Source organism: Nocardia sputi (assembly GCF_023501985.1).
In genome coordinates this window covers 138,889-158,609 of record NZ_JAMFLC010000024.1, presented here as the reverse complement: position 1 = coordinate 158,609, position 19,721 = coordinate 138,889, and the positions used below count along the sequence as shown (strand labels likewise).

17 protein-coding genes and 1 pseudogene are annotated in these 19,721 nt (G+C 64.9%); 9 read left to right on the top strand and 9 right to left on the bottom strand.

Features of this window, described 5'->3' with window-relative positions; translation table 11 throughout:
- Positions 1–1,151 precede the first annotated feature (1,151 nt).
- Positions 1,152–1,745 (top strand): transglycosylase SLT domain-containing protein, encoded by a 594-nt coding sequence (locus M8859_RS29110; protein ID WP_249645123.1) that lies wholly within the window; start codon positions 1,152–1,154, stop codon positions 1,743–1,745.
- Positions 1,746–2,401: 656 nt separating this feature from the next.
- On the opposite strand, the gene M8859_RS29105 is transcribed toward M8859_RS29110, so the two are convergent.
- Positions 2,402–3,622, bottom strand: coding sequence for a helix-turn-helix domain-containing protein (locus tag M8859_RS29105; protein WP_249645122.1), 1,221 nt, complete (start codon positions 3,620–3,622; stop codon positions 2,402–2,404).
- Positions 3,623–3,896: 274 nt separating this feature from the next.
- Between M8859_RS29105 and M8859_RS29100 the strand changes: the two genes are divergently transcribed.
- The 7 genes from M8859_RS29100 to M8859_RS29070 all read left to right on the top strand — a co-directional run bounded on the left by M8859_RS29100 (position 3,897) and on the right by M8859_RS29070 (position 8,139).
- The gene (locus M8859_RS29100; RefSeq protein WP_249645121.1) at positions 3,897–4,112 is read left to right on the top strand and encodes a hypothetical protein; all 216 of its coding nucleotides are present in this window, start codon (positions 3,897–3,899) and stop codon (positions 4,110–4,112) included.
- Positions 4,109–4,318, top strand: a complete 210-nt coding sequence (locus tag M8859_RS29095) for a hypothetical protein (protein ID WP_249645120.1) — start codon at positions 4,109–4,111, stop codon at positions 4,316–4,318. The genes M8859_RS29100 and M8859_RS29095 overlap by 4 nt, the downstream gene beginning before the upstream one ends.
- 109 nt (positions 4,319–4,427) lie before the next feature.
- Positions 4,428–4,937 carry a DNA-directed RNA polymerase subunit beta gene (locus M8859_RS29090; RefSeq protein ID WP_249645119.1) on the top strand — a complete coding sequence of 170 codons (510 nt, stop codon included), beginning with the start codon at positions 4,428–4,430 and terminating at the stop codon, positions 4,935–4,937.
- Between the two features lie 149 nt (positions 4,938–5,086).
- On the top strand, positions 5,087–5,617 hold the full coding sequence (locus M8859_RS29085; RefSeq protein WP_249645118.1) for a DUF3558 domain-containing protein: 531 nt from the start codon (positions 5,087–5,089) through the stop codon (positions 5,615–5,617).
- Between the two features lie 15 nt (positions 5,618–5,632).
- Positions 5,633–6,007 (top strand): hypothetical protein, encoded by a 375-nt coding sequence (locus M8859_RS29080; protein ID WP_249645117.1) that lies wholly within the window; start codon positions 5,633–5,635, stop codon positions 6,005–6,007.
- Between the two features lie 13 nt (positions 6,008–6,020).
- Entirely contained in the window at positions 6,021–7,307 is a 1,287-nt protein-coding gene (locus tag M8859_RS29075) for a hypothetical protein (RefSeq protein ID WP_249645116.1), read from the top strand.
- A gap of 70 nt (positions 7,308–7,377) precedes the next feature.
- Positions 7,378–8,139 (top strand): ESX secretion-associated protein EspG, encoded by a 762-nt coding sequence (locus M8859_RS29070; RefSeq protein ID WP_249645115.1) that lies wholly within the window; start codon positions 7,378–7,380, stop codon positions 8,137–8,139.
- A 110-nt stretch (positions 8,140–8,249) separates the two neighbouring features.
- Here the strand turns inward: M8859_RS29070 and M8859_RS29065 are convergent, their stop codons facing one another.
- The 8 genes and pseudogenes from M8859_RS29065 to M8859_RS29030 all read right to left on the bottom strand — a co-directional run bounded on the left by M8859_RS29065 (position 8,250) and on the right by M8859_RS29030 (position 18,398).
- On the bottom strand, positions 8,250–8,783 hold the full coding sequence (locus M8859_RS29065) for a hypothetical protein (RefSeq protein ID WP_249645114.1): 534 nt from the start codon (positions 8,781–8,783) through the stop codon (positions 8,250–8,252).
- Between the two features lie 10 nt (positions 8,784–8,793).
- Positions 8,794–12,822: a TIGR02680 family protein gene (locus tag M8859_RS29060; RefSeq protein ID WP_249645113.1), complete on the bottom strand. Its 4,029-nt coding sequence runs from the start codon at positions 12,820–12,822 to the stop codon at positions 8,794–8,796.
- Complete coding sequence (locus tag M8859_RS29055) at positions 12,819–14,075, bottom strand: TIGR02678 family protein (RefSeq protein WP_223517294.1); 1,257 nt, start codon at positions 14,073–14,075, stop codon at positions 12,819–12,821. Before M8859_RS29055 ends, M8859_RS29060 begins: the two co-directional genes overlap by 4 nt.
- A 31-nt stretch (positions 14,076–14,106) precedes the next feature.
- Positions 14,107–15,639, bottom strand: a complete 1,533-nt coding sequence (locus tag M8859_RS29050) for a TIGR02677 family protein (RefSeq protein ID WP_249645112.1) — start codon at positions 15,637–15,639, stop codon at positions 14,107–14,109.
- 57 nt (positions 15,640–15,696) lie between these two features.
- Positions 15,697–16,911 (bottom strand): annotated as a pseudogene (locus M8859_RS29045) (TIGR02679 family protein).
- A gap of 44 nt (positions 16,912–16,955) precedes the next feature.
- Positions 16,956–17,627, bottom strand: a complete 672-nt coding sequence (locus M8859_RS29040; protein ID WP_249645111.1) for a hypothetical protein — start codon at positions 17,625–17,627, stop codon at positions 16,956–16,958.
- A complete protein-coding gene (locus tag M8859_RS29035; protein WP_249645110.1) occupies positions 17,624–17,815 on the bottom strand; it encodes a hypothetical protein in 192 nt (63 codons plus the stop codon). Before M8859_RS29035 ends, M8859_RS29040 begins: the two co-directional genes overlap by 4 nt.
- 157 nt (positions 17,816–17,972) lie before the next feature.
- Positions 17,973–18,398: a hypothetical protein gene (locus tag M8859_RS29030; protein ID WP_249645109.1), complete on the bottom strand. Its 426-nt coding sequence runs from the start codon at positions 18,396–18,398 to the stop codon at positions 17,973–17,975.
- Positions 18,399–19,481: 1,083 nt separating this feature from the next.
- Here M8859_RS29030 and M8859_RS29025 point away from each other — a divergent pair.
- Positions 19,482–19,721 (top strand): hypothetical protein, encoded by a 240-nt coding sequence (locus M8859_RS29025; RefSeq protein WP_249645108.1) that lies wholly within the window; start codon positions 19,482–19,484, stop codon positions 19,719–19,721.

Below are 19,721 nucleotides of genomic sequence, written 5' to 3'. Positions count from 1 at the left end.
GAGAGCGCGCGAGGGTGTCGTAGTCGTGGCGGTCGAAGGGGCGGTTTTCGAACCACTTGATCGATCTGACGAATTGAATCGCCTTGGCGACCGGTTCGGGGTCTGCGCCGATCAGGTCGATCTCCGGTTTGTTCTGCCGGTTCCACCACCCGCCGACCGCTTCGGTGCCGGGCCACCGATCGTCGGGGGAGTAGATGCAGCAGTGATTCGCGGATCAGAGGTTCGATCGCCCGTCCACGCCAAGTCGTCCACGAGCGTGCTATCCGAGCCAGTGCGAGGTTGCCGCGGCCGCGTTCGATGAGTGGAATGCCGCGTTCGAGGAAAGCGAGCCAGAACCGGAGATAGGAGTCGGCGATCCGGTCGCTCCCACTTGATCGTGTCGCGACCGACTATCGAAGAGAGCGCCGCATGACGGATCGGTTCCACCGAAGCACAGCCGACTCAGCGAATCTCGCGCATTTCAGCGTCGATTCAATCGGCCACGCCGGCCCACTTCGGCGACACAGCGGATGTCCGCCTGTTTCGGAAGCCGCCGAGGGCCCCGACATGGTCCGATAAGGACGTCGACGATGCTCCTCGAGAAGCCAGCGGGTTATCGGGTCGGGGCATGACGGCGGCCGGAGATCGGCGAGTCGCTGAACCGCTATTCGCAGCGGGACGGAATGACCGAGAGGGCGCTCAATATCCGAATCCCGCAATGTTTCAGTGATCAGATCGAGACATAGTTGATCTCGTTACAGCGAAATTCTCGATTGTGATACAAATCACGTTTAGTCATGAAATACCTGGTAGTCGAGCCACTACCACCAGTGTATCGAGTGTTCCAAGATCAGGAAATCGAATCATTAACTAGTTGTTTGCCGTAAGTTCACCGACCGTGATCAAGCTGAGATCAGGTCCGGAAGAGACCCGAGGAACCAGCTCTACAGCCCCAACGGCTTGTTTCTCTCCGGGTACGGCAGCGGCACCGAAGGGCACCGCCCCGATTTGTGCACCGCGTCGCGCCGCCAGGGATTCGCATCCTGGCTTTCACAACGAAATCCGATAACCGCACACGAGCCGAGATGGCGAACACCATACCCGGTGCCCGCCGTGGATCCGCGCCGGTTTCTCCGGCCGGATCGCCGCACGAACAAGGAACTGATTTCTCGATGCCTGACGCACACCTTTCCTTTCTCCGCCGCCCATCCCTTCGCAAGGGCGCGGCCCTCGCCGCCACCGTCGGCGTGATCGCTGTCGGCTTCCCCGCCGGTGTGGCGGTGGCCGACAACAACGCTGCGGCCCCGGTCGCACCGGTCGCCGCTGCCGCGCCGATCGACTTCCCGGGCCTGCCCGTGCTACCCGAACTGCCCGCGCTGCCAGGGTTGCCCGGTCTGCCAGGGGTGGCGCCCGAGGGTTTCCTGCCCGCGCCGCCCCCGGTCTACGAGAACAACCTCGACGGCTGGATTCGCCAGTCCCTCGACGTGATGCGCATCCACGGCATTCCGGGTAGCTACGAAGGCATTCACCGAAACATCATGCGTGAATCCGGCGGCAATCCCCGGGCCATCAACCTGTCGGACTCCAATGCCGCCAAGGGCACCCCCTCCAAGGGTCTGCTCCAGGTGATCGACCCGACCTTCAACGCCTACCACATCGACGGCACCGCCTTCGACATCTACGATCCGGTCGCCAACATCACCGCCGCCTGCAACTACGCGGCGCACCGGTACGGCTCGATGGACAACGTCAACGGGGCCTACTGAGTCTCGAGTCGGAGCAGGCGCCTCCCCGTCTTCTCGACGCGGGGGCGCTGCCGTTTCCCGAGGCGACTCCAGTTCACCTCGATCGGCCACTCCTGCCGCACCGCCATCGGCCAGCAGCACGCTGTGAATCGCGGTCCAAGGCACCGATTCCGAGTCTCCATGGGGCGGTCGAATGCGTGCGGGTGGTTGATCGACGCGGCGGTGACGATCGTCGCCGAACCCAGCACCGCGAACGAACGCGAGCACATAGGCTGCCTTCCGAAGACACGCATGGGGAACACAGGCGAAGAGCGCACACGAGGACCAGCGGGTCCGGACGGGCCACGGTGCGGTTCGCCAAGACCCGCCTTCGATTCAGATGGGACTGTGGCGAGCCTTATTCGCAATTCCCCGAGTCGTCGATACCGACGAACGAATTCGGATCAAGTGGAGGCCCGGGCGTTGCCGAAGCTGCTCCTGAGCCCGGCGTTCGGCATACGCATCGGGTGACTGCCTGGCACTTCCGCTGTCTCCGGCGAAAGGCTCGTTGGTGCGGAGACGAGTTTCGTGCTGTCACCTCAAATCCTCGACGGCGAAGCGAACCACGCACTCGGTACCGCAGGAATCGCGAGTGCTCGCCGATCCGGATGGCGGAGTGTCCCTCTGCTCCGCGCAGGCTAGACCTGCGCGGCGCGCCTGCCGAGGAATTCCCGCACCTCCGGAACCGCGGCATGTGTGCGAACCAGGTTGGCGATGGCATCGATGCGCTGGTGCAGGCGGGTGGACGCGAGTCCGGCGATGGTGTCGTAATTATCGGCAAGCAGTGAGCATGCTCGTGCGACGTCACCGGACGTTGTGAAGTTCTCCGCAAGATGGATCTGCCACGCGGCGCGCTCCCTAGGCCACGCCGACGAACTCTCGACTGCGGCTTGCAGGTTGGAGGTGGCCTGGGAGTGCTCGCCGAGCCGCATCTGTGCCCAGCCGATGCCACCGACGAATTCGGCTTCCGGCAGGTAAACCCAATCCGGGTCGTGCCCACGAGTTGACTCATACGCACGGTGCGCCCGACTGATCGCGGCCGCCATCGCCGACTTGTCCCTGCGAACCCCATGCGCTTCGACTTCCCTGATCGCCATCAAGGCACGCAGTTTCGGACCGCCGTCGCGGAGGGATGCCCGCGCCCCAGCCTGTGCGTATTGCACGGCCAGAGGGTTCCCCTTCGCGTCGTCACCGGGACGACTCGCCATCAGAAAGCTGGCATTCCCCAACGCATGCGCCGCAGCGATCCCATCACCGGCCGCATTGGCGGCGTTCGCCGCGTCCGCGTAATACCGCCGAGCATCATCGAGACGCCCGGCGTCGTAGTGCACCCACCCTGCGGCGGTCATCATTTCGGCGGCCGCGCTAGTGAGCGCCCGCCCGACCGTCTCGGTGTAACTGCCTTGGTCGAGAAGCTGCTCGACATAGCGGACTTGATTGGCCGCCACCCGGCACAATCGGTCACCACCGACCACCAGATCCAGTTCGTGGATCTGGTTCACGCTGTCGACGATGGCTTCTACATCGCTCGCGCCGACTTTCCCGCTGGACGCCGACGCGGCGTTCGCGGGGGCGGGAACCGACATCGTGGCGCCCACGCTCCCCAATGCCCCTGCTCTGAAGAAGTTGCGACGGTCCACATCTGCCTCCTGGTCCGACTCCACTACCAGTATGGCAAGCGGAACCTGAAGCGCACGGGCTACGAGCCGAAGAACGCGAACATCGTGGGAAGCGGGGCCGCCGCGTTCGAGGTGCGAGACGGCAGGCTGGGAGAAATTGATCAGTGCGCCCAACTCGGTCTGGGTCATGCCGACCGATTTACGGATTCGCCGGATCACTTCACCGGTCGTCATGTACATGGCCCAGCACCCCCCGATTATTGATTGTCGTTCCCCTGAGCATTCACCCCCGAAACGGGCGCCTGCGCAGGATATACGGCTCCTCGCATAGTCGGAACGGAAACCGAAATCCGCGCTCCCACTTGGCCGAATGCCGCGCTTACGTTCGCCGCAGGTGCCCGGTACCGGGCCGACGCCGGACTGTCGCGGCGCACCGGCCGGTCAGAGTGGCGGGCTGGTGGCGAGAGCCCCCGGTACCGGGCACCGGCCGATCCTCGGAGCAGAGAGGTTTCCCGTGTCCCCGCATTCCCTCGCCATTTACCAACTCATCGCCCTGTGTGACGCAGCCGCCCACCGTGCACCGAGGTTGCCGTTCAGCATCGCCCAAGCTCATGACGTGATGCAGATCCACGTGGCCTGCCGCGCGAAACATTGCGCACGCAAGGCGGCGGCACGACAGGTGCTGATCGACAGCGGACGAATGGTGCCGGACCCGAGCAGGCCGCAGTGAAGCCAACTGCCCCAGAGCCTCCGGACCGGCACCGCCACATCCAAATCGAAACCGGCCCGCTGTGCCTGGACTACCAGGCGAGCGCCGAACAGGCCGAAAGCGTCGCACGCGCACTGGCACAACGGTTCCCGGACATCACCGTGACTATCGACGACAACCTGGACGACGACCTCCCGCACCTCCCGTGCGCACGGCTGTGGGACTGATCGCTCGTCCCACCATTTATCTTCCGAATCCGAACGGAGAGTTATCGATGCAATTCGCATACGCCCGAGCAAGGCCGAATCCTCCCCGCCCCGTGCTCACGGAGCGGCCATGAATACAGATCCCGCCGCCGACCCGACACTCACCCGCTGCCAGCGCTACCGACACGTGTACGGGCTGCCGTGCTACGTACACGAGGAAACGCGACGAATCACCCTGCGCGCAGGAGATGTAGGTGCGGTCACGGTACCCGAACAACTCGGCAGAATGGTCCACAGCGACCTCGCCAGGCAATACTTGCTCGGCCCAGTCATCGCACACGGCTCCGGCCGCTGGACGATCCTCGTCCGTCCCGACGACACCCACCAGCTCGCCAACGACAGCGACATCTTCATCGCACTACTGCGCGCCCGCGCGACGATCGTCCCCAACGGCGGCGAGATACTGCTGCCCTCCCCCGTTGACGAACGGACCGGATACCGCTGGTGGGTCGTCGCACCACGCGACGCGTTCCGGCCACACATCAGCACGATCGTGCAGTCGATCATCATCTGCGCGGAGCGAAACCCACACCATCACTATGGTTTTCCGGGACCTGATCGGCCGCGAGACCACTCGTAGCAACGATCACCGAGCTGCGCCCGTTGATCTGCTGGCGCAAGGTTTCAAGCCTCCGGATCCGAACGAACCGAATCCGATGGAACCGGAGGCCCCCTGAGTGCGTCATAGTCTTCAGGGACGACTTTGACGGCCCGGATCGGGAGGCTTCGGTGGGACGACGGACGACGGCGACGGTTGCGGCGCTCGCTGGGGTGGTGCTGGTCGCTTCGGGGTGCGAATCGGCCACGAACGGGACTGCTACAACTGACACGTCGGCGGCCGCGGCCGCTCTGTGGGATCCATGCACGCAGGTGCCGAACAGCACGTTGCAGCAGATCGGCGTCCGACCGGACACCAAAAGGTCGGGGGTTGCGGGCGTCGAGGAGTCCGGATGGAAGGTGTGTTCGTGGAACAATGATGACTTCAACCTCGGAGTGTCCACGACGATCCACACAGTCGATGATTTCAAGGCTAAGCCGGACAACATCGACTTCTCCGACATCTCGATCGCCGGGCGCGATGGTGTCCAGCATCGCAGAACATCCGACCGGTTCAACGAGCTTTGCGATCTGATCTTTCCTGCAAACTCTGGATCGTACGGAGTGACGATTTCCAATCGCGCGTCAGCAAAGAATCCTGTGGAGCCGTGTTCGCGTGCGCGGGCTGCGGCGGCAATTCTTGTACCGACGTTTCCACGCTGAGCAGAGGGGCAGCAAGTGGCATTGGGCGAAGACTTAACACGGTGGCGGTATCTCGCTGGCGAGGCCGAGGCAGGTCGGCTGTATCTTGATCAGTCAGTCGCACAGGCATGCCGTGACGCGTGCAACCGTCAGATCGATCTCTACAACAAGCTTCGCGATGACCTGCAGTGGGTGAGCAAAGTGAGCGGCCTCGGCCGCTTCGACTGCTCCGACGAGCTGGCGAACATGCTGGGCGCCAAGGCAATCGGCGGCGACGGCGATGTGGACTCCGCCCTCAAAGAACACATCGAAGTACTGACCCTGATGCGTGATACGATCCAGATTTCCGTGGACCGCATCGGCGCACAGGACGACTCCAATGCGCAAGACACGAGCAATCTGCTGAGCTGACCGGGGGATAATCATGGGTCTGCCGTTCTTGGTAGCGATTGGCGCCGCGCTGTTCGAGCAGTCGAAATCGGGCCCGCCGGACAGCGGTTCGCGCGACGAGAGCGCCGACGCGGCCATCGCACGGAACCGCATCGCCGAAATCATGCGCGCCGGTAGCGATGTGCACATGCAGTCGCCGAAAGTTCCGGAAAGCGCGTACAAGAATCCGGACGGTATCGATGATCTCTATCAACGTGTGCAGGCGATGTCGATCACCGATGTTGTCGCGCTGCACCAGCGGTGGGAGTCCATTCGCAATCGGCTCGAGCAGGGTTTGCGAGGTTTCGGCCCGGAGATAGGCAAGGCCATGGAAGGCAAGTGGGAGGGGGCGGCGGCGAAGGCCGCCAGCGACGGGATCAAGGAATACGTCGACAAGTCCAGCGGACTGATCAGTTCGGTGCAGATCGTCGCCGAGAAGGTGAAGATCATCCGATCGGGCATCGAGGTCACCCGGCCCGCCGTGCAGGAGGCACCGGGGCATACGTGGACCAGCGATGTCGCCAGTTGGGTGCCGGGCCCGACGTGGAAGTTGAACCAGCATCGCGACGACGCTGCGCGCGATGCTTCCGTGAACGTCGTCAAGAACGTCTTCTACCCGGCCGTCCGGGAAGCCGACACCGGCGTTCCACTGGTACCCAAGCCGTACAACCCGGTGCACAATTCGGGCGATCAGCCATCCGCGCCGAACAAACCCTGGCAGCCGTCATCGTCCGGTACCGATACCGGCGTTAAAGGCACCACGGTAGACCCAGCACAGCTACCGGGTACTGAGAACACGCCAGAGAGCAGCGTCCCGTCCAGCGCGAATCCGGTTGCCGAGCGGGAAAGCACGCCCGAACAGACCACGACCACCCCCGCAGGCGCGAACCCTTCGACCCAACCAGCGAGCGCCGATCCCGGCACCGATCCATCACTGACCCGCCCCGGAACACCGAGCCCCGGATCCCCCGGCACGCCGAGTCCGGGCACACCCAGCCCAGGCGTGCCCGGCCTCGGCAACCCCGCGCCGGGTCGCAGCATCAACGGTGTGCCCGGCGTTCCAGGCGGCGTTCCCGCCGCCGCGTCCGCGCGTCCCGGGACCGGTCGGCCAGGAACGAGCGGCATGCCGGGCATGATGGCGCCGGGCGCTCGCGGCAAGGGCGACGACGACAAGGAACATCAGACGAAGGACTATCTCGTCAACCAGCGCAACGGCGAGGAACTCACCGGCCTCGGTGCGGAGAACAGGGTGAAGTCGGTGCCCCCGGTGATCGGCGAATGAGCGAGCCGAGAATCGACGCCACGCCGAAACACACGACACGGCCGTGGTGCACGACGAAGGAGCCGGCTTCATGAGCCGACGGGACTGGTCGTTCACCGCGCTCGGTTTCACGGTGCTGTGGCGGGCCGTCGAGCGCGACGTGCTGCCATACCCGTTGCAGTACCGCTCCACCGCCGAGACCGTCGCTGATTACGAGGCGGAGTGGAAATCCGAAGCCGCCGGACTGCACCGTCGACTCGACGAGTCCTTGTACAGCGCCTTGCGTGTGCTGGCCGAACCCGAGGCGCGCATCGAGATGGCGGGTTTCAGCGGGAAGGAGAAAGTACGCGTCCACGCGGCCGTGCATTATCGGCATGCTGTGCTGCTCGTACAGGAGCCCACGTCGTCGCTGGATCGCGGTGAGGCGGTGCACATGTCACTAATCGATGCGGAGAGCGTGAGCCGTCGGGTCATCGACCATCTGCCGGGCGCCGCACGCGGCAGCGGCCCCGGCATCGAGATCTCTCGGCACGAACTCGACGCCGACGACGAGGAACCGTACCGCGTGGGCGCACCGGCCCCGCCCCGTGCCCGAGCCGAGCAGTTCTTCGAACGCCCCCGCAGCACCATCGCCCACGTCGCGGTGTACGCGGGCCCGGCCTGGGACAATCGCCCGGCACCCGCCCGCGGCTTCCACGTGATGGACTATCCCGACGGCCGCTATCTCGTCCGCAGCGGACCCACCATCAAGGCCGTCCCCGCCGACACCACCGAAGTACGAAGCCAACTCGACCGGGCCATACAGGTAACGGTCGCGGCCTTCCGCGAGGAAAACGATCCCAGTTACACCTGAAGCGTCGGAATCCTGCACGCGCAACCGGATCGCCCGGGCCGAGAAGTCAGCCGACACCGCCGCCGGAACTGCACCGGAGTCGGACCAGTGGACCTACTCCTGTCGCCAAGTCAGCGTACTTCGAATTCGTTCTTGTACAGCCGGTTCGGCGGCGGTGCGGCACGCTCACTGACCTCGACGAGGTGATCACACGCACGCAATACTTGCGGGCGGTAGCTCCCGCCGAAGGTCACCATCACCGATCCCCCGACACCGTTGCGGCCGCGCGTCTGATTCGCCTCCCGGCCGACGTTGAAAACGTTCTCGAGATCGCGGCCGTCGTTGCCGACCGCAATGCTGCCGTCGTGAAAGAACTGGACGAACGTCCCGTTATCCGCGCCAACCGTTCCGGCGACAGTTCGACCGCCTTCCGGATCGAGCGAGATCTCGACGTCACACCGTTGCTGCCCTGCGGTCGGGCCAGGTGTCGACAGAGCACGGCCGATGCTGAGGAAGACGGTTTCGCCGAGCGCGTTGTGGCGTTCACGGCCCTCGATGGTCCACAGATGTGTGGTCGACCAGACCTTCACCCGGCCGTCGTCGAATATCGACACTCGGTCGCCCATGTCGTTGCCGACCAAGTACTTGGCATTGTTCGCTGTCACAGTGTTCCTCTCATGCGGGCAGCAGGTCCCGTCCGTCCCAGGTGAACCGCGCCGTTGTCACCGCGTCATCGCCGTCGCCGCCCACGATCTGATGAATTCCGATCCCACTCAACTCCGTATACGTGCACCACTCATGATCTGAGGTCAGCATCAGGTCCAAATCCAACGTCGACAGCAGGGCGAAGATCTGCCCCCGGTTCACGGTGTCGACGCCGACGAACACCTCATCCAGCAGGATGATCCGCGGAGCCTGTGGCGCTGCATGGTAGTGGGCCGCGACAGCCGCGAACAATGGCAGGTGCAAGGCGATGGCCTTTTCGCCGCCGGACAGCGCGCCGTGCAGTTTCTTGGTCAGCTCCTGGAAGCCGTCGCCGTTGCCGCGGTCGATCTTGACCACGAACCGATGCCAGGCCGTGTAGTCGAAGACCTGCGCGAGCTGCTGCTCCCAGCTGGTGGCCGTGTCGTCGGCCTTGGCCTCTTCGATCCGATCACGCAAGAAGCGATGCAAGGATTCACGGTCGGCATCGCTGAGCCGGACGGGATCTTTGAGCAGCAGGTCGCGAGCGGCCTTGGTACCGGTCGGAAGGTCTTTACCGACCTGCCAAACCAATTGCACCGCGACGTTCGAGGCGGTACGCACGCGTTGCAGCCGCGCGTTCATGTTGTCAACGAGGTCGTTGGCCTGACGGATACGGGCGGCGAGATGACGGCGGGTATCGCCGGTCAACGTCTGGTCGAACAGCCGCCTTTCTTGTTCGGTGATCTCGCTCTTGCTCTGTTCGGCTTCCGTGCCGAGTATCCGCAGCAATTCGGCGCAGCCGACCCGGACGCCGTCGACCACAGCGGTGAAGACTTGCACGTCATCGTCGGTTTCCAGATCGAGGTCGGCGCGGGAGCTGAGCGCGGCGCGGCATTCGTGCACAGCTTCGTTGAGTCGGCGCACCGCGTCGTTCAGGTTGCTCGTGGCGTACGGGATGGTGGGCCAGGCCGCGGCGACGAACCGTGCCGCGTCGAGTGCGGCGCGAACCCCATCCGAAGCTGCCAACGTCTCGCGGAACGTCGACAGGTCGGGCATGGCGCTGTCCGCTGGGAAGATTCCGGCCGACAGCTGCCGGAAGCGCAGCGCGACACGATCTCGGGTCACGGTGGCAGCATCCCGGGCGGCGGCATACGAAGCGTGCTGGGCCGCGAGACCACCGACCTTCGTGGCGAGTTCGGTGAGTGTGATGCCGTCGCGTTCGAGGTCACCACCGCGCTCTTGCTTGCGGATCCGCAGGGCTTCGATTTCGGCCAGGACTTCCCGGTAGTCGCGGCCGACAGACTCCTCGATGGCATCAAGTTCGGTTGCCAGCCGCTGATGCTCGTAGATCGCCTCGGCGGCGGCGTCGGCTCGTTCCGCGGCATCGGCGGCGGAACCCTCGGCGCGGTCGGCGCGGTCAGCGGTGATGGCCCGTGCCTGACGCAAGTCGCGGTAAGCGTCGAGCCACACGTCGGCTTGACCCGCGAAATCATCGATCGCTCTGTTCAGAGCCGCGAGGCCGGTCCGGTCGGTCGGAAGTCCGGTTTCAGCGGCGAGCGCGGACAACGCGTACAGTGAGTTCTTCACCGCGGCTTCCTTGGTGGAGACGTTCTCGAGCGATTTGCGTACTTGGCGATCGGCCGCGTCCAGGTTCGATGCCATTCTGGTGAGCCGATCCTCGGCAGCTGAGAGCGCGCTGCGGTCCGGTCGATCGTCGTATTCGGACTCGATGAGGCCGCGGTGGGCGATCAGTTGTCGCAGTAGCGTGCCGAGTTCGTCGAGCCGCCGGTCGTACTCCGCGATCTCGGCCTCGAGTTCACGGACCCGACGATGCCTCGCGCGTTCGCGGGTGGAGGCGCCGATGTAGGCGGGCTGCTCTTTGCGCCAGCTTCCGGTGAGGTTGCCGACGCGCCAGGCCCCGTCGGCGCCGACGGCGGCCACCGCCCCGGTGGGCAGCCGGTCACCGAAGGCGATCGTGCCCAGCAGTCGGCGCACCACATCCGGCGATACCTCGGCGTCCGGAACGACAATGAGGATGTCCGCCAGAGAGCGGCCCGCCACCGTCTCCAACACTGTGTGGTCGGCGAATACATCGTGGCCGTCGACCTCGCCGTCTTGCCCGATCCAGGCATCCAGCAGTCCAGCGGATTCAAGGGCGGCCTCCGTCGCCGCCGCGAGGGCGCCGGGCACCCCTTCGGCGAAATCGACCAGACGCCATAGCGGCGCTCCGGACATTCGGCTTCGATCGGCAGTCCGCCAAGCCGGCCGGATCGGCGGTATGTCATGGTGGTCGTCGAGCCGATCCCGTTCGGCGACCAACTCGCCGCGCTCGGTCTCGGCGGCGGTGACTGCCCGTCGGCAATCGTTCTCTCGACAGGCCACATCCTCCAGGGCCGCGGTGACCGCCTTGTTCACCGTATCCATCAGCACTGATTGGCTCTCGGCGAGATCGGCGATGGCATCGGGCGCCTCGAAGATCAGGGCGCGACATCCGGTGGCCCACTCGTGCAGCCGCTCGCGCAGCGCATCGAGTGTGCGCGCGCGTTCCTCGACGGCCTGCACGTGAGCGTCCTCGGCCTGCGTGAACTCGGCTCTGGACAGCTCCAGTGCGGACTCGGCGTCGGTGCGCGCGTCAACCGTACGTTGGTGCTTGTTGAGCGCATCGGTCATATCGCTCAAGCGTTCCCTTTTGGCGCGTACCGCACCGCGCAGCAGGGTCCGTGATCGGTTCGACTCCGGGGCGTCGGCCAGTTCGTCGTACACGCTCGTGAGTCCAGCACGGTGCGCGGCCTGCCGGGCTTCGATACCGCTGACGTCGGCGATCCGTTCCAGTCCCGCTTCGGCTCGGACAGCGGCGTCATGAAGTTGCGCGGCGCTCGCTGCGGCTCGCTGCAAACGCTGCGCGTCAACGTCGAGCCGGTCGGCACGCGACTTGGCGCTTCGAACCTGTTTGCGCAGATCGTCGAGTTTCAAACCCTGCTTGTAGGCGTCTGTCTTCGTCAGCCCTTCGAGCCTCGATTCAGTATGCGCGAGTTCGGCTTTCGTTGCATCGATCCGTTGCTCGACCTCCCGCTTGCGCTGTTGCGTGTGTTCATGCTCATCGGCGGATTTCTTTGCTTTACTGGAGAGTTTTTCCAGCTCCGTGGTGGCCGAGATGAGCGCGGCGGCGCCCGCACGCAGCACACGCTGGGCGTAGGTGCGCTGATGACGCGCCAGCTTGCCGGTGGCCTGGACCTCGGCATCCAAACGGGCCAGGCGCTCGCGCTGGGCGTCCAGCCGCTCGAAACCCTCCGCGAGATCCGCGATCTCCTCGTGGCTAAGCGGCGGCAGGGCACGCGACAGCAGCGTGGACAGCAAGGCCGGATCGAGTCGCTGTGACAATTTCGGCGTCCGCAATTGCAGCAATGCGGTGATCAGGGCGTCGTAGCGTTGCTCGTTCAGGGTCGGGAACAGTGCCGCGCGCACCGCCGCGCGGTAATCGGAGGCGCTGTCGTACACCATGCCGGAACTCCCGATCCGCTCGGCCAGTGTCGCGCGGGTCAGCGGGCGGCCGACATCGGTCAGGACCAGCCTGTCCTCGCAGCCTGCCGCACCGACCCGCGACACCGTGGTGAAGTAGTCGGCGTGCACCGCGTTGGTGCGACTCGTGGCCTGGAGGCGAGCACCGCAGGTGAACCAGCGGCTGGTCTCTCCCTGGAGCCGGAATTCCAGCCAGACGTACCCCACCCTGGTCGCGCCGGAGGCTCCTTCCCCCATCAGGTTCCAGTGCATGGTCCGTTCGCTGGTGCCGAAGGTCGACAACCGGTTGGCCCGCAGACTCGCGTCGAACAGGAATGGCAGCAACAACTCCAATGCCTTGGACTTGCCGCTACCGTTCGGACCACGCAGCAGCAAGCGGCCGTCATGGAATTCGAATACCTCGTCGTAGTAGCGCCAGACGTTGAGAATTCCCGCACGAGTCGGCATCCACCGGTCGCCTTCGCGCGTCTGCGGTCGTTGCGGAAACTCGGTCACGGTCATGACGGTTCCTTCGCGGTATCGGCTGTGCGAATCTCGTTGACGCGATAGCGGAAGGCGGCCGGCAGCGGAGTCACCAAACCCGATGCCGACGTGCGGACGAGCCCGAACTCCTTCAGCACCGCGAGCGCGTCGGAAACTATCTCTCGAACGCCACCTTCACCTTGATATTTTCGGGCCCAGCGCGGAAAGCGTTCCAGCATTCCGGCAGTGCTGCGCTGCAACTGCTCGACGGTGGTCGGACCCGGCATGGCATCCAGGAGCAGCAGGGCGGCTACCTTCGCCGTGCTCGCGTCATCGGGGAACTTGTTGTCGGTCGCGATGCCGTCCGGATCGATCAGAAGTAGACCTTCGGCCCGTTCCTCCAGGATGAAACCGCCCTGTTCGGCGGCGCGACGCAGCAGCTGCCTGCCGGTGGGAGACTCGAGGTAGGCGCGCTCGTCCGCACTGAGTTCGTCGAGGTAGACCACGGGGTCGTCGACAAGCCGGCGAAATACGCTGTGCCGCAACCATAGATTTCGCTGAGCGTCGGAAACGCCGGTGCGGTCCGCATGCCTGCCCGCCGGTGCGCCCGCCAGTCCATAGCGACGCTCCCTGGTGAGTTCCGCCAGGACATCGGCGAGTCGCAGCGGCACCTCTTCCACGGGCATTCCCAGCTGCGATGGCCCCGAGGGGGTCGCCAGTAGTCGCAACAACAGCGTGGTGTCGACTCGGAACAGCACCTTCGCCGCGTCCGAATCCACAAACGAGTCGGCCACCCCATCGACCGCTTCGAGTACGCCGAACGATTCCAGGAGCCGCAGCGCGTCCACGAATGCCATCCGTTCACCGCGGCTGGCCGAATCGAAGGTCTCCACCACCGGTTCTTCTGCGGTGGCGGCCCGCACCCGTCCCGCGAGCAGGCCGATGGTCGTCACGGGAGCAGCGAAAAGTTCCGCCGCCACCACGCACAGCAGCACATACCGCCTGCGATCGAACGCCGATCTACCGGAACGCAGCCGGCGCGCAGGCCGGGTCGGGTCGGTGGCCGGCCGCACCTTGACCAGACGGGCATAGCCGAGCCGAGGCTCGACGATCAGCGTCCACCCGCAGTAATAGTCGAACCACTTCGCAATCGGATCGCGCCGCCTTCTGATCACGTCGAACACGTCCGGCGCGGCGCGTTCGGTGATCAGCGGATCAGCAAGTAGATGCCGCACGCCCCGGGCGATCTGCTCCCGTTCGGCGATCACCAATTGGTTCGCTAGTTCGCTCACGATGGACTCCCGAAAGCTGCCTGAGTTTCGATCATGCGAATGCTCCCCGGTGGCGCCTCTCAGGTCCGGGTGCGGTGATTTCCACAATGTAGTCGGGCCCGCGAAACACTCCGCGCCGTGTTTTCAGCTCGGCGGTTCCGCCGTCAGGCGAGAGCCGTAAGACGATTTCGACCCGTCCGTCCGCGGTGCAACCACGCCGAGTGCCGTTCGGCTCCTGCACGCCGCCGAGCGCGCGGCCGAGCAATTCGAGCAGTCGTTCGAACACCTCGTGATCCAGTTCGCCGAAGGCTGAAAGCCGGATGCTGCCACCGGTGTCGAGCATGTCCCACGCGGCCTGGAGTTCCGCCCGTTCCAGTGCGGCACGTACCGCACGGGCCTCCTTGATCGCCGCGACATCGGGAATCGCACCGGTTCGGCCGAATCGCTCGGTGCGACCAGACGATCGTAGAAGCGGCGAGACCTCGACTGCGGGCGCCTCCTGCCAGGACGCCGTATGGCTCACCAACTCCGGGTCGGAGTGGGCCAGGTGTGGATGCCGCGCGGAGTTGAGCCCGAAGGCGGTGGACCACAACCGGTGCAGATCGTCCTGCTCCGGCAGAACCGAGAACCACCGGGCCAACTCCCGGAAATCCGCCACGGCGCTGCTCGAGCGCCTGCGTGACTCGGTGATCCGATCGAGCACCTGGAGCAATGTGACGATGGCCCGCCGACCGACCTGGCGCAGTTGGTCGATGCGCGGCTGCGTGCCGTCCGCAGGCAGGAACCACGCGCGCAGGCCATCCCAGCGGGCTCTGCGGTGTTCCAGCCACGCCACCCCGGGATCGATGCCACTCAGTTGCGGCAGTTCGGCTCCGCGTAGAGCACGTTGATGCATGCGCGTGACACCGAAGTCCTCGATCGCCTGGATGCGGGAGCCGATCACATGAGCGCGGTACTCGAGATCGGTGAGGAACTCGTGGAGGTAGGCCACCGTCGCGGCTTTGACCTCGTAAAAGACTGTGAGGTCCACGCCATCGGCGCGCAGCAGACGCTGCAATTCGCCGTTGAACTGCTTGGTGTTGCCCCGTAGCGCCGCGAGATGGGACTCGAGCTCGCTCAACGCCGTGAATACTCGGCGATCCGAACCGGACTCCAGTTCGTGCACCAGGTCGGCCAGCCGGTCGGAGATCGCGTCGAGTACCGCGGTCTGCAAAGCACCGGTCGACGCCAGAACCGTCATCGCGTGCAGGACGCCGGCGAAGGCGGCCTCACCCTGCCGGGTGAGCGAGTACTGCAGATTGCGACGTTCGTATTCCGTTGCAGTGCGGTAGTTCTCGGAGTGGTTCTGGATGACGTCGACCAGATTCCAGGTGTTCAGTTGGTCCAGCGCCGCAGTCAAATCGTGGTCCTCGATAGCTTCCAACCATCCGACCGACCGCAACCGGGCCCGAAGCTCGTCGATGCCGAGCGCCGTTTCCAGGCGTTCGTTCGCCTCACCGAACGCGTGCAGCACCGAAACATAGAGACCGGCGCGATCACCGCTGGTGAAACGGAACATCTCGGGCGGAACACGAATCGGATCCATCAGTGGCTCCCCCTGGCTGGCGACTCGAATGCCCACCATAGACCCAAGGGCCGACATTCACGGCTGGATATCCGTGAGCAATAGATCGACGACCCGCTCCTCAGGGACCGCCAGGCCGGTCCGGCGCAGGTGCTCTGACAGGTCACCATCCCACGGCACAGGGGTCACCCGACCGACAGGGGGTCCGCTCGCCCCAACCGCCGAGAGGTAGTCAGCGCTGGTCATTCGCCAAGGCATCGCACCGAACCTGGCGACAATGTTGGCGGCGATCCGCAAACCCTCCCCGTCGAGATCACCGTGATAGCGAAGTTCGGAGCCCGCACCTGCCAGCCGTTCCAGCAGCTGCACACAGGCACTGCTCGGCCACCCCGCCGTGCAGATGATCGGCGGGCAACGATCGCCGAAACGGCCCAACGCCATCGCGAGGATGCTGGGGTTCTCGACTATCCACACGAGTCCAGCCGCCTCGGCTGGTTGCGGCTGGCATCGGATTTGCTGCAGCGTCACAACCGCGGCCAGTCCACGGCTCGCGCAGGTGCGCAGGATCTCGCCGACCACTCCGTCGGTACTTCCAGTCGGCGATCCAGCGACAAGCACGGTGGACGATAGTTCGTCGTCAGCCAGCCCGGCACGCTCCCACAGGGCGCGCAACTGAATGGCGTCGGTCGGCGGCTCGCTGTTGTAGAGGGTGGCGAGAGCGCGAACAACCGTCGCCTACAACCGTGTTCCGTCGTCGAGTGCGTGCGGATCGCCGAGCACTCGTGCGGCGAACACCGGCAGAGGCAACCCGGCTCCGGGTAGTTCGCGCAGGACGCGCAACGCCCGCTCGAGTTCGGATCTCGTGTACTCGACCGACCTCGCCATCAATCCCGTGCGCCGCATCGAGGTCACCCATTCCTCGAGGACAGGTTGTGCGCACACGACGTCGTGGGCGGACAACCAAGCCCACAACTGCTGTCGAGCGGCGGCCTCGGCCGCGCGATCCGCTGCCCTATTGCCCACCGGCCCGACAAGATGCTCGACGACAGTGTAGGAATCCGTCCCGGCCACTTCGGATAGCACCGCATCCATATCGGCCACGCTGACCGTCCGGTACTCGCCCGGCAACCTGGACAAACCGAACAAGTCGGCGAATGCCGTCTGCTGGCGGATGTCCAGTGGGCCGACCTTGACCCGAAGCACCGGCCTGCCGGTCGACAGACGCCGATGCAACGCCTGCCACAGCGGCGCCAAGTCCGCGAAGATGCGCGCTACTGCCTGTTCGTCACGCATTGGTCGTTCGGGCAACGAAGCGGTACATCAGAACGGCCATCCGGTTATTCATACCCAATCGACCTGCAGCGCCGCGAGCAATTCGATGGGCTCATCACCCGTTGCTCCCTCGACTGTGCGAGCCACGCCCCAACCTGATCATGGTGATCCCCCACGTCGATTCGTCGATCCGCCGGAACCGATGGCGATGTCTGTGCAGCTAGAACGGTAGACATCGCGATGTCGGCCTCGAGACCCGCCTGCCACGTCGTGCTCATGTCGGCCACCTCTTTGGCGATTCGGTTCCAGCTCTCGGAATACGCCCCCACCATCTTGTCGTTTCCGGCGAGCCCGTCCAGCACCTTGCGGTATGGCTCGACGTGCGTGAGCATCCATCCGGCGATCTGATCGCCCACGAATCCGAACGGGTCTATCCCGGCATCCACTACGGTCGCGCCTACCGCGATGCCGCCGGTGATCGCCTCGAACGTCTCCGCGTGCCGGAAATTTGCGTAAGCCTCCCATGCGTCTCCCGCTATCGTGCCAGACAAGATCCCGGGCAACCTGGTCTCTCGATCCTGCTTCAGACCGATGTCGTGCATCCAGAAGACGGTCTCCTGGAAGTACTCCTCCCGGTAGTCGGTCCTCTCGGCGATCAGTGGTGTGTTCTCGGCTTTCTTCCGGTCGTCGAAGCCGGGAGTGTTCTCGTTGAGCCAGTCGCCGATTGTCGTGCTCACTGCGGCCCTCCCGGTGCGTCGGCGATGGTCTTGCGCAGTTCGGTCACCGACCTGCCGAAGGCGCCGACCTTGTCTTCGAATGCCGCAGCGACGGTGTCGAGTTTGCCGGGCAGCGCCGCGACGTCCTCGGCGAGCTTGCGGATCACGTCGATGGTGTTGCGATGTTTGTCCTCGAGCACCAGTTGCACGGGAGGTCGGGGTACCTCGCCGAATCGTCATTCGCGGCACCGAGATAGCTGGCGGCTTCCAGCGACAACGTCAAGCTCTGCGTGAGCTTTTGCAGCTTTCCGGCATGACTACGCACTTCGTCTGGATCTACGGAGATTGCATCAGGATTCGTCACGGTCACACCAGCCAGAAATGGTTGTAGTACTCGATCTCCGGATCCGGTTCGTCCGGGACGACGATCTGGTCACGGTCGGGCTTGCGGCTGCGCGGGGCGGCCGTATCCGAGGAGGCCGGTCCCGGCTGCGGCGGGAAGTGCTGCGGCGGGAAGTAAGGGGCCGCCATCGAGAGGTTGTCACTGGACGGATGCGAAGTGCGGTGTTCGGACGGTTCGACCGTGGGCGGATCGGGATCAGGGAAGCGCTGTGCGTACTGTTCGATGATCGCGACGCCCACCGGGTCTTCTCCGACGGTGTTCCGCACCAGCCCGGTGACCTCCGCGCGCAATGTCGAATGCGCCTGCCGCAGACAGGACATGATCTCCGCGGACAGCACCGCCGGATCCGTCCCGCGCGAACTCGGCGACAGCGTGATCGCCGTGGGCACACCGCTGCTTGCCAACGGTGACGACGACGCGACGATCTTTGCCCGACTCGGTGACCGTCGACTCCCGCATCCGGCCCTCCAACTCCTGAAACCTTCCGGCCCGGCGCTCGAATCCGCTGCCCCCTGCGCAAAGTCCTCCGCAACGCGGCTCACGTCGAATGCGGCCACTCACACCTCCCACTTCGCAGCTACCTATTGACTGACAACCCCGCCGCACGCATCGCGGATTCGACTTGTCTTCACACCTGACTCTGACGCAGCTCGCGGCCGATCGGTTCCATCTATTCCTGGAGCGTCACCGACCCGGGAAGCGACCGATCGGCCGGAATCCTTTCGTGCAGCCGCCCGGCTCGGAGCGACCTGTCACTGGGCGACTTCGGAACAATATCTGTTGCGCACAGTGATGTTCGACTCAGACGGCGATGGCGCCCCGGCTGCCGCCAATGCACAATCGACCGATTGCGCTGATGATCACCGGTTCGCCCTGGTCACATCGGTACTCCCGCCAGTGACAACAAACACACACATAGCGACACCTACGCTTGCCCTATGCCTCGCTGGAGCACGCACGATCGGAAATCAGCGAGAGTAGGTCGGCTGGCACGACTCGGCGGCGATCTTGAAACACTCTCAGCGACAACGCTTTCGAGTGCCAGGACAAGATCGGTCAGTTCCCCTGTGAGCAGACCGGAGGCGCAGTCGGATGCCGACAGCGAAGCAACAGGACCAACGTCTCCCACCGTGCGCCCGGGCTCGATCACGCCGAAGACAGAATCCGTCTCGCCGACAACGGCAATGGCGATGCCCCCGCTTCCGCCACCACGGCGGCGGGACGACGAGCCGCATCGACCGCACAACTTCGGCGCGGCCGCGCTCGTCGGGCTCTGCATCGGACTGGTGCTCGTCGTGGTGTCCGGTTGTCTACTCGTCGACCGCTCCACCGGAACGACGGCCTCGGCCACGCCGATCCGTGCCAGCGCGCCGACCACCACGACACCTTCGCCTACCGTCCGCACGACACCTCCACCTACCGTCCGCACGCCTCCCCGAGCCGCTCCACCTGTTTCCCACCTCGGAATCGGGATGACCTTCGGGAAAGTCACCGCCAACGACGGCACGACCCTGGTGGTCCGAAACGCGTTCACCACCGGCACCGCCAAGGTCCGCACCGACACCGACACAAAGGTGCACGTCCTGGCCGCCAAACAAGCATCCGACATACGCATCGGCGCCATCGTCGCCGTCTACGGTCGGCGATATGTCGATGACGCGATCCTCGCCGATGTCATCACCGGCATCTCCGTCGGCTCACCCCCCAAGTAA

Bases quoted from the DNA above. Each gene is read 5' to 3' on its own strand.
- M8859_RS29110 (WP_249645123.1), top strand. From the start codon at position 1,152: ATGCCTGACGCACACCTTTCCTTTCTCCGCCGCCCATCCCTTCGCAAG.
- M8859_RS29105 (WP_249645122.1), bottom strand. From the start codon at position 3,622: ATGTACATGACGACCGGTGAAGTGATCCGGCGAATCCGTAAATCGGTC.
- M8859_RS29090 (WP_249645119.1), top strand. From the start codon at position 4,428: ATGAATACAGATCCCGCCGCCGACCCGACACTCACCCGCTGCCAGCGC.
- M8859_RS29075 (WP_249645116.1), top strand. From the start codon at position 6,021: ATGGGTCTGCCGTTCTTGGTAGCGATTGGCGCCGCGCTGTTCGAGCAG.
- M8859_RS29070 (WP_249645115.1), top strand. From the start codon at position 7,378: ATGAGCCGACGGGACTGGTCGTTCACCGCGCTCGGTTTCACGGTGCTG.
- M8859_RS29060 (WP_249645113.1), bottom strand. From the start codon at position 12,822: ATGACCGTGACCGAGTTTCCGCAACGACCGCAGACGCGCGAAGGCGAC.
- M8859_RS29050 (WP_249645112.1), bottom strand. From the start codon at position 15,639: ATGGATCCGATTCGTGTTCCGCCCGAGATGTTCCGTTTCACCAGCGGT.
- M8859_RS29025 (WP_249645108.1), top strand. From the start codon at position 19,482: ATGACCTTCGGGAAAGTCACCGCCAACGACGGCACGACCCTGGTGGTC.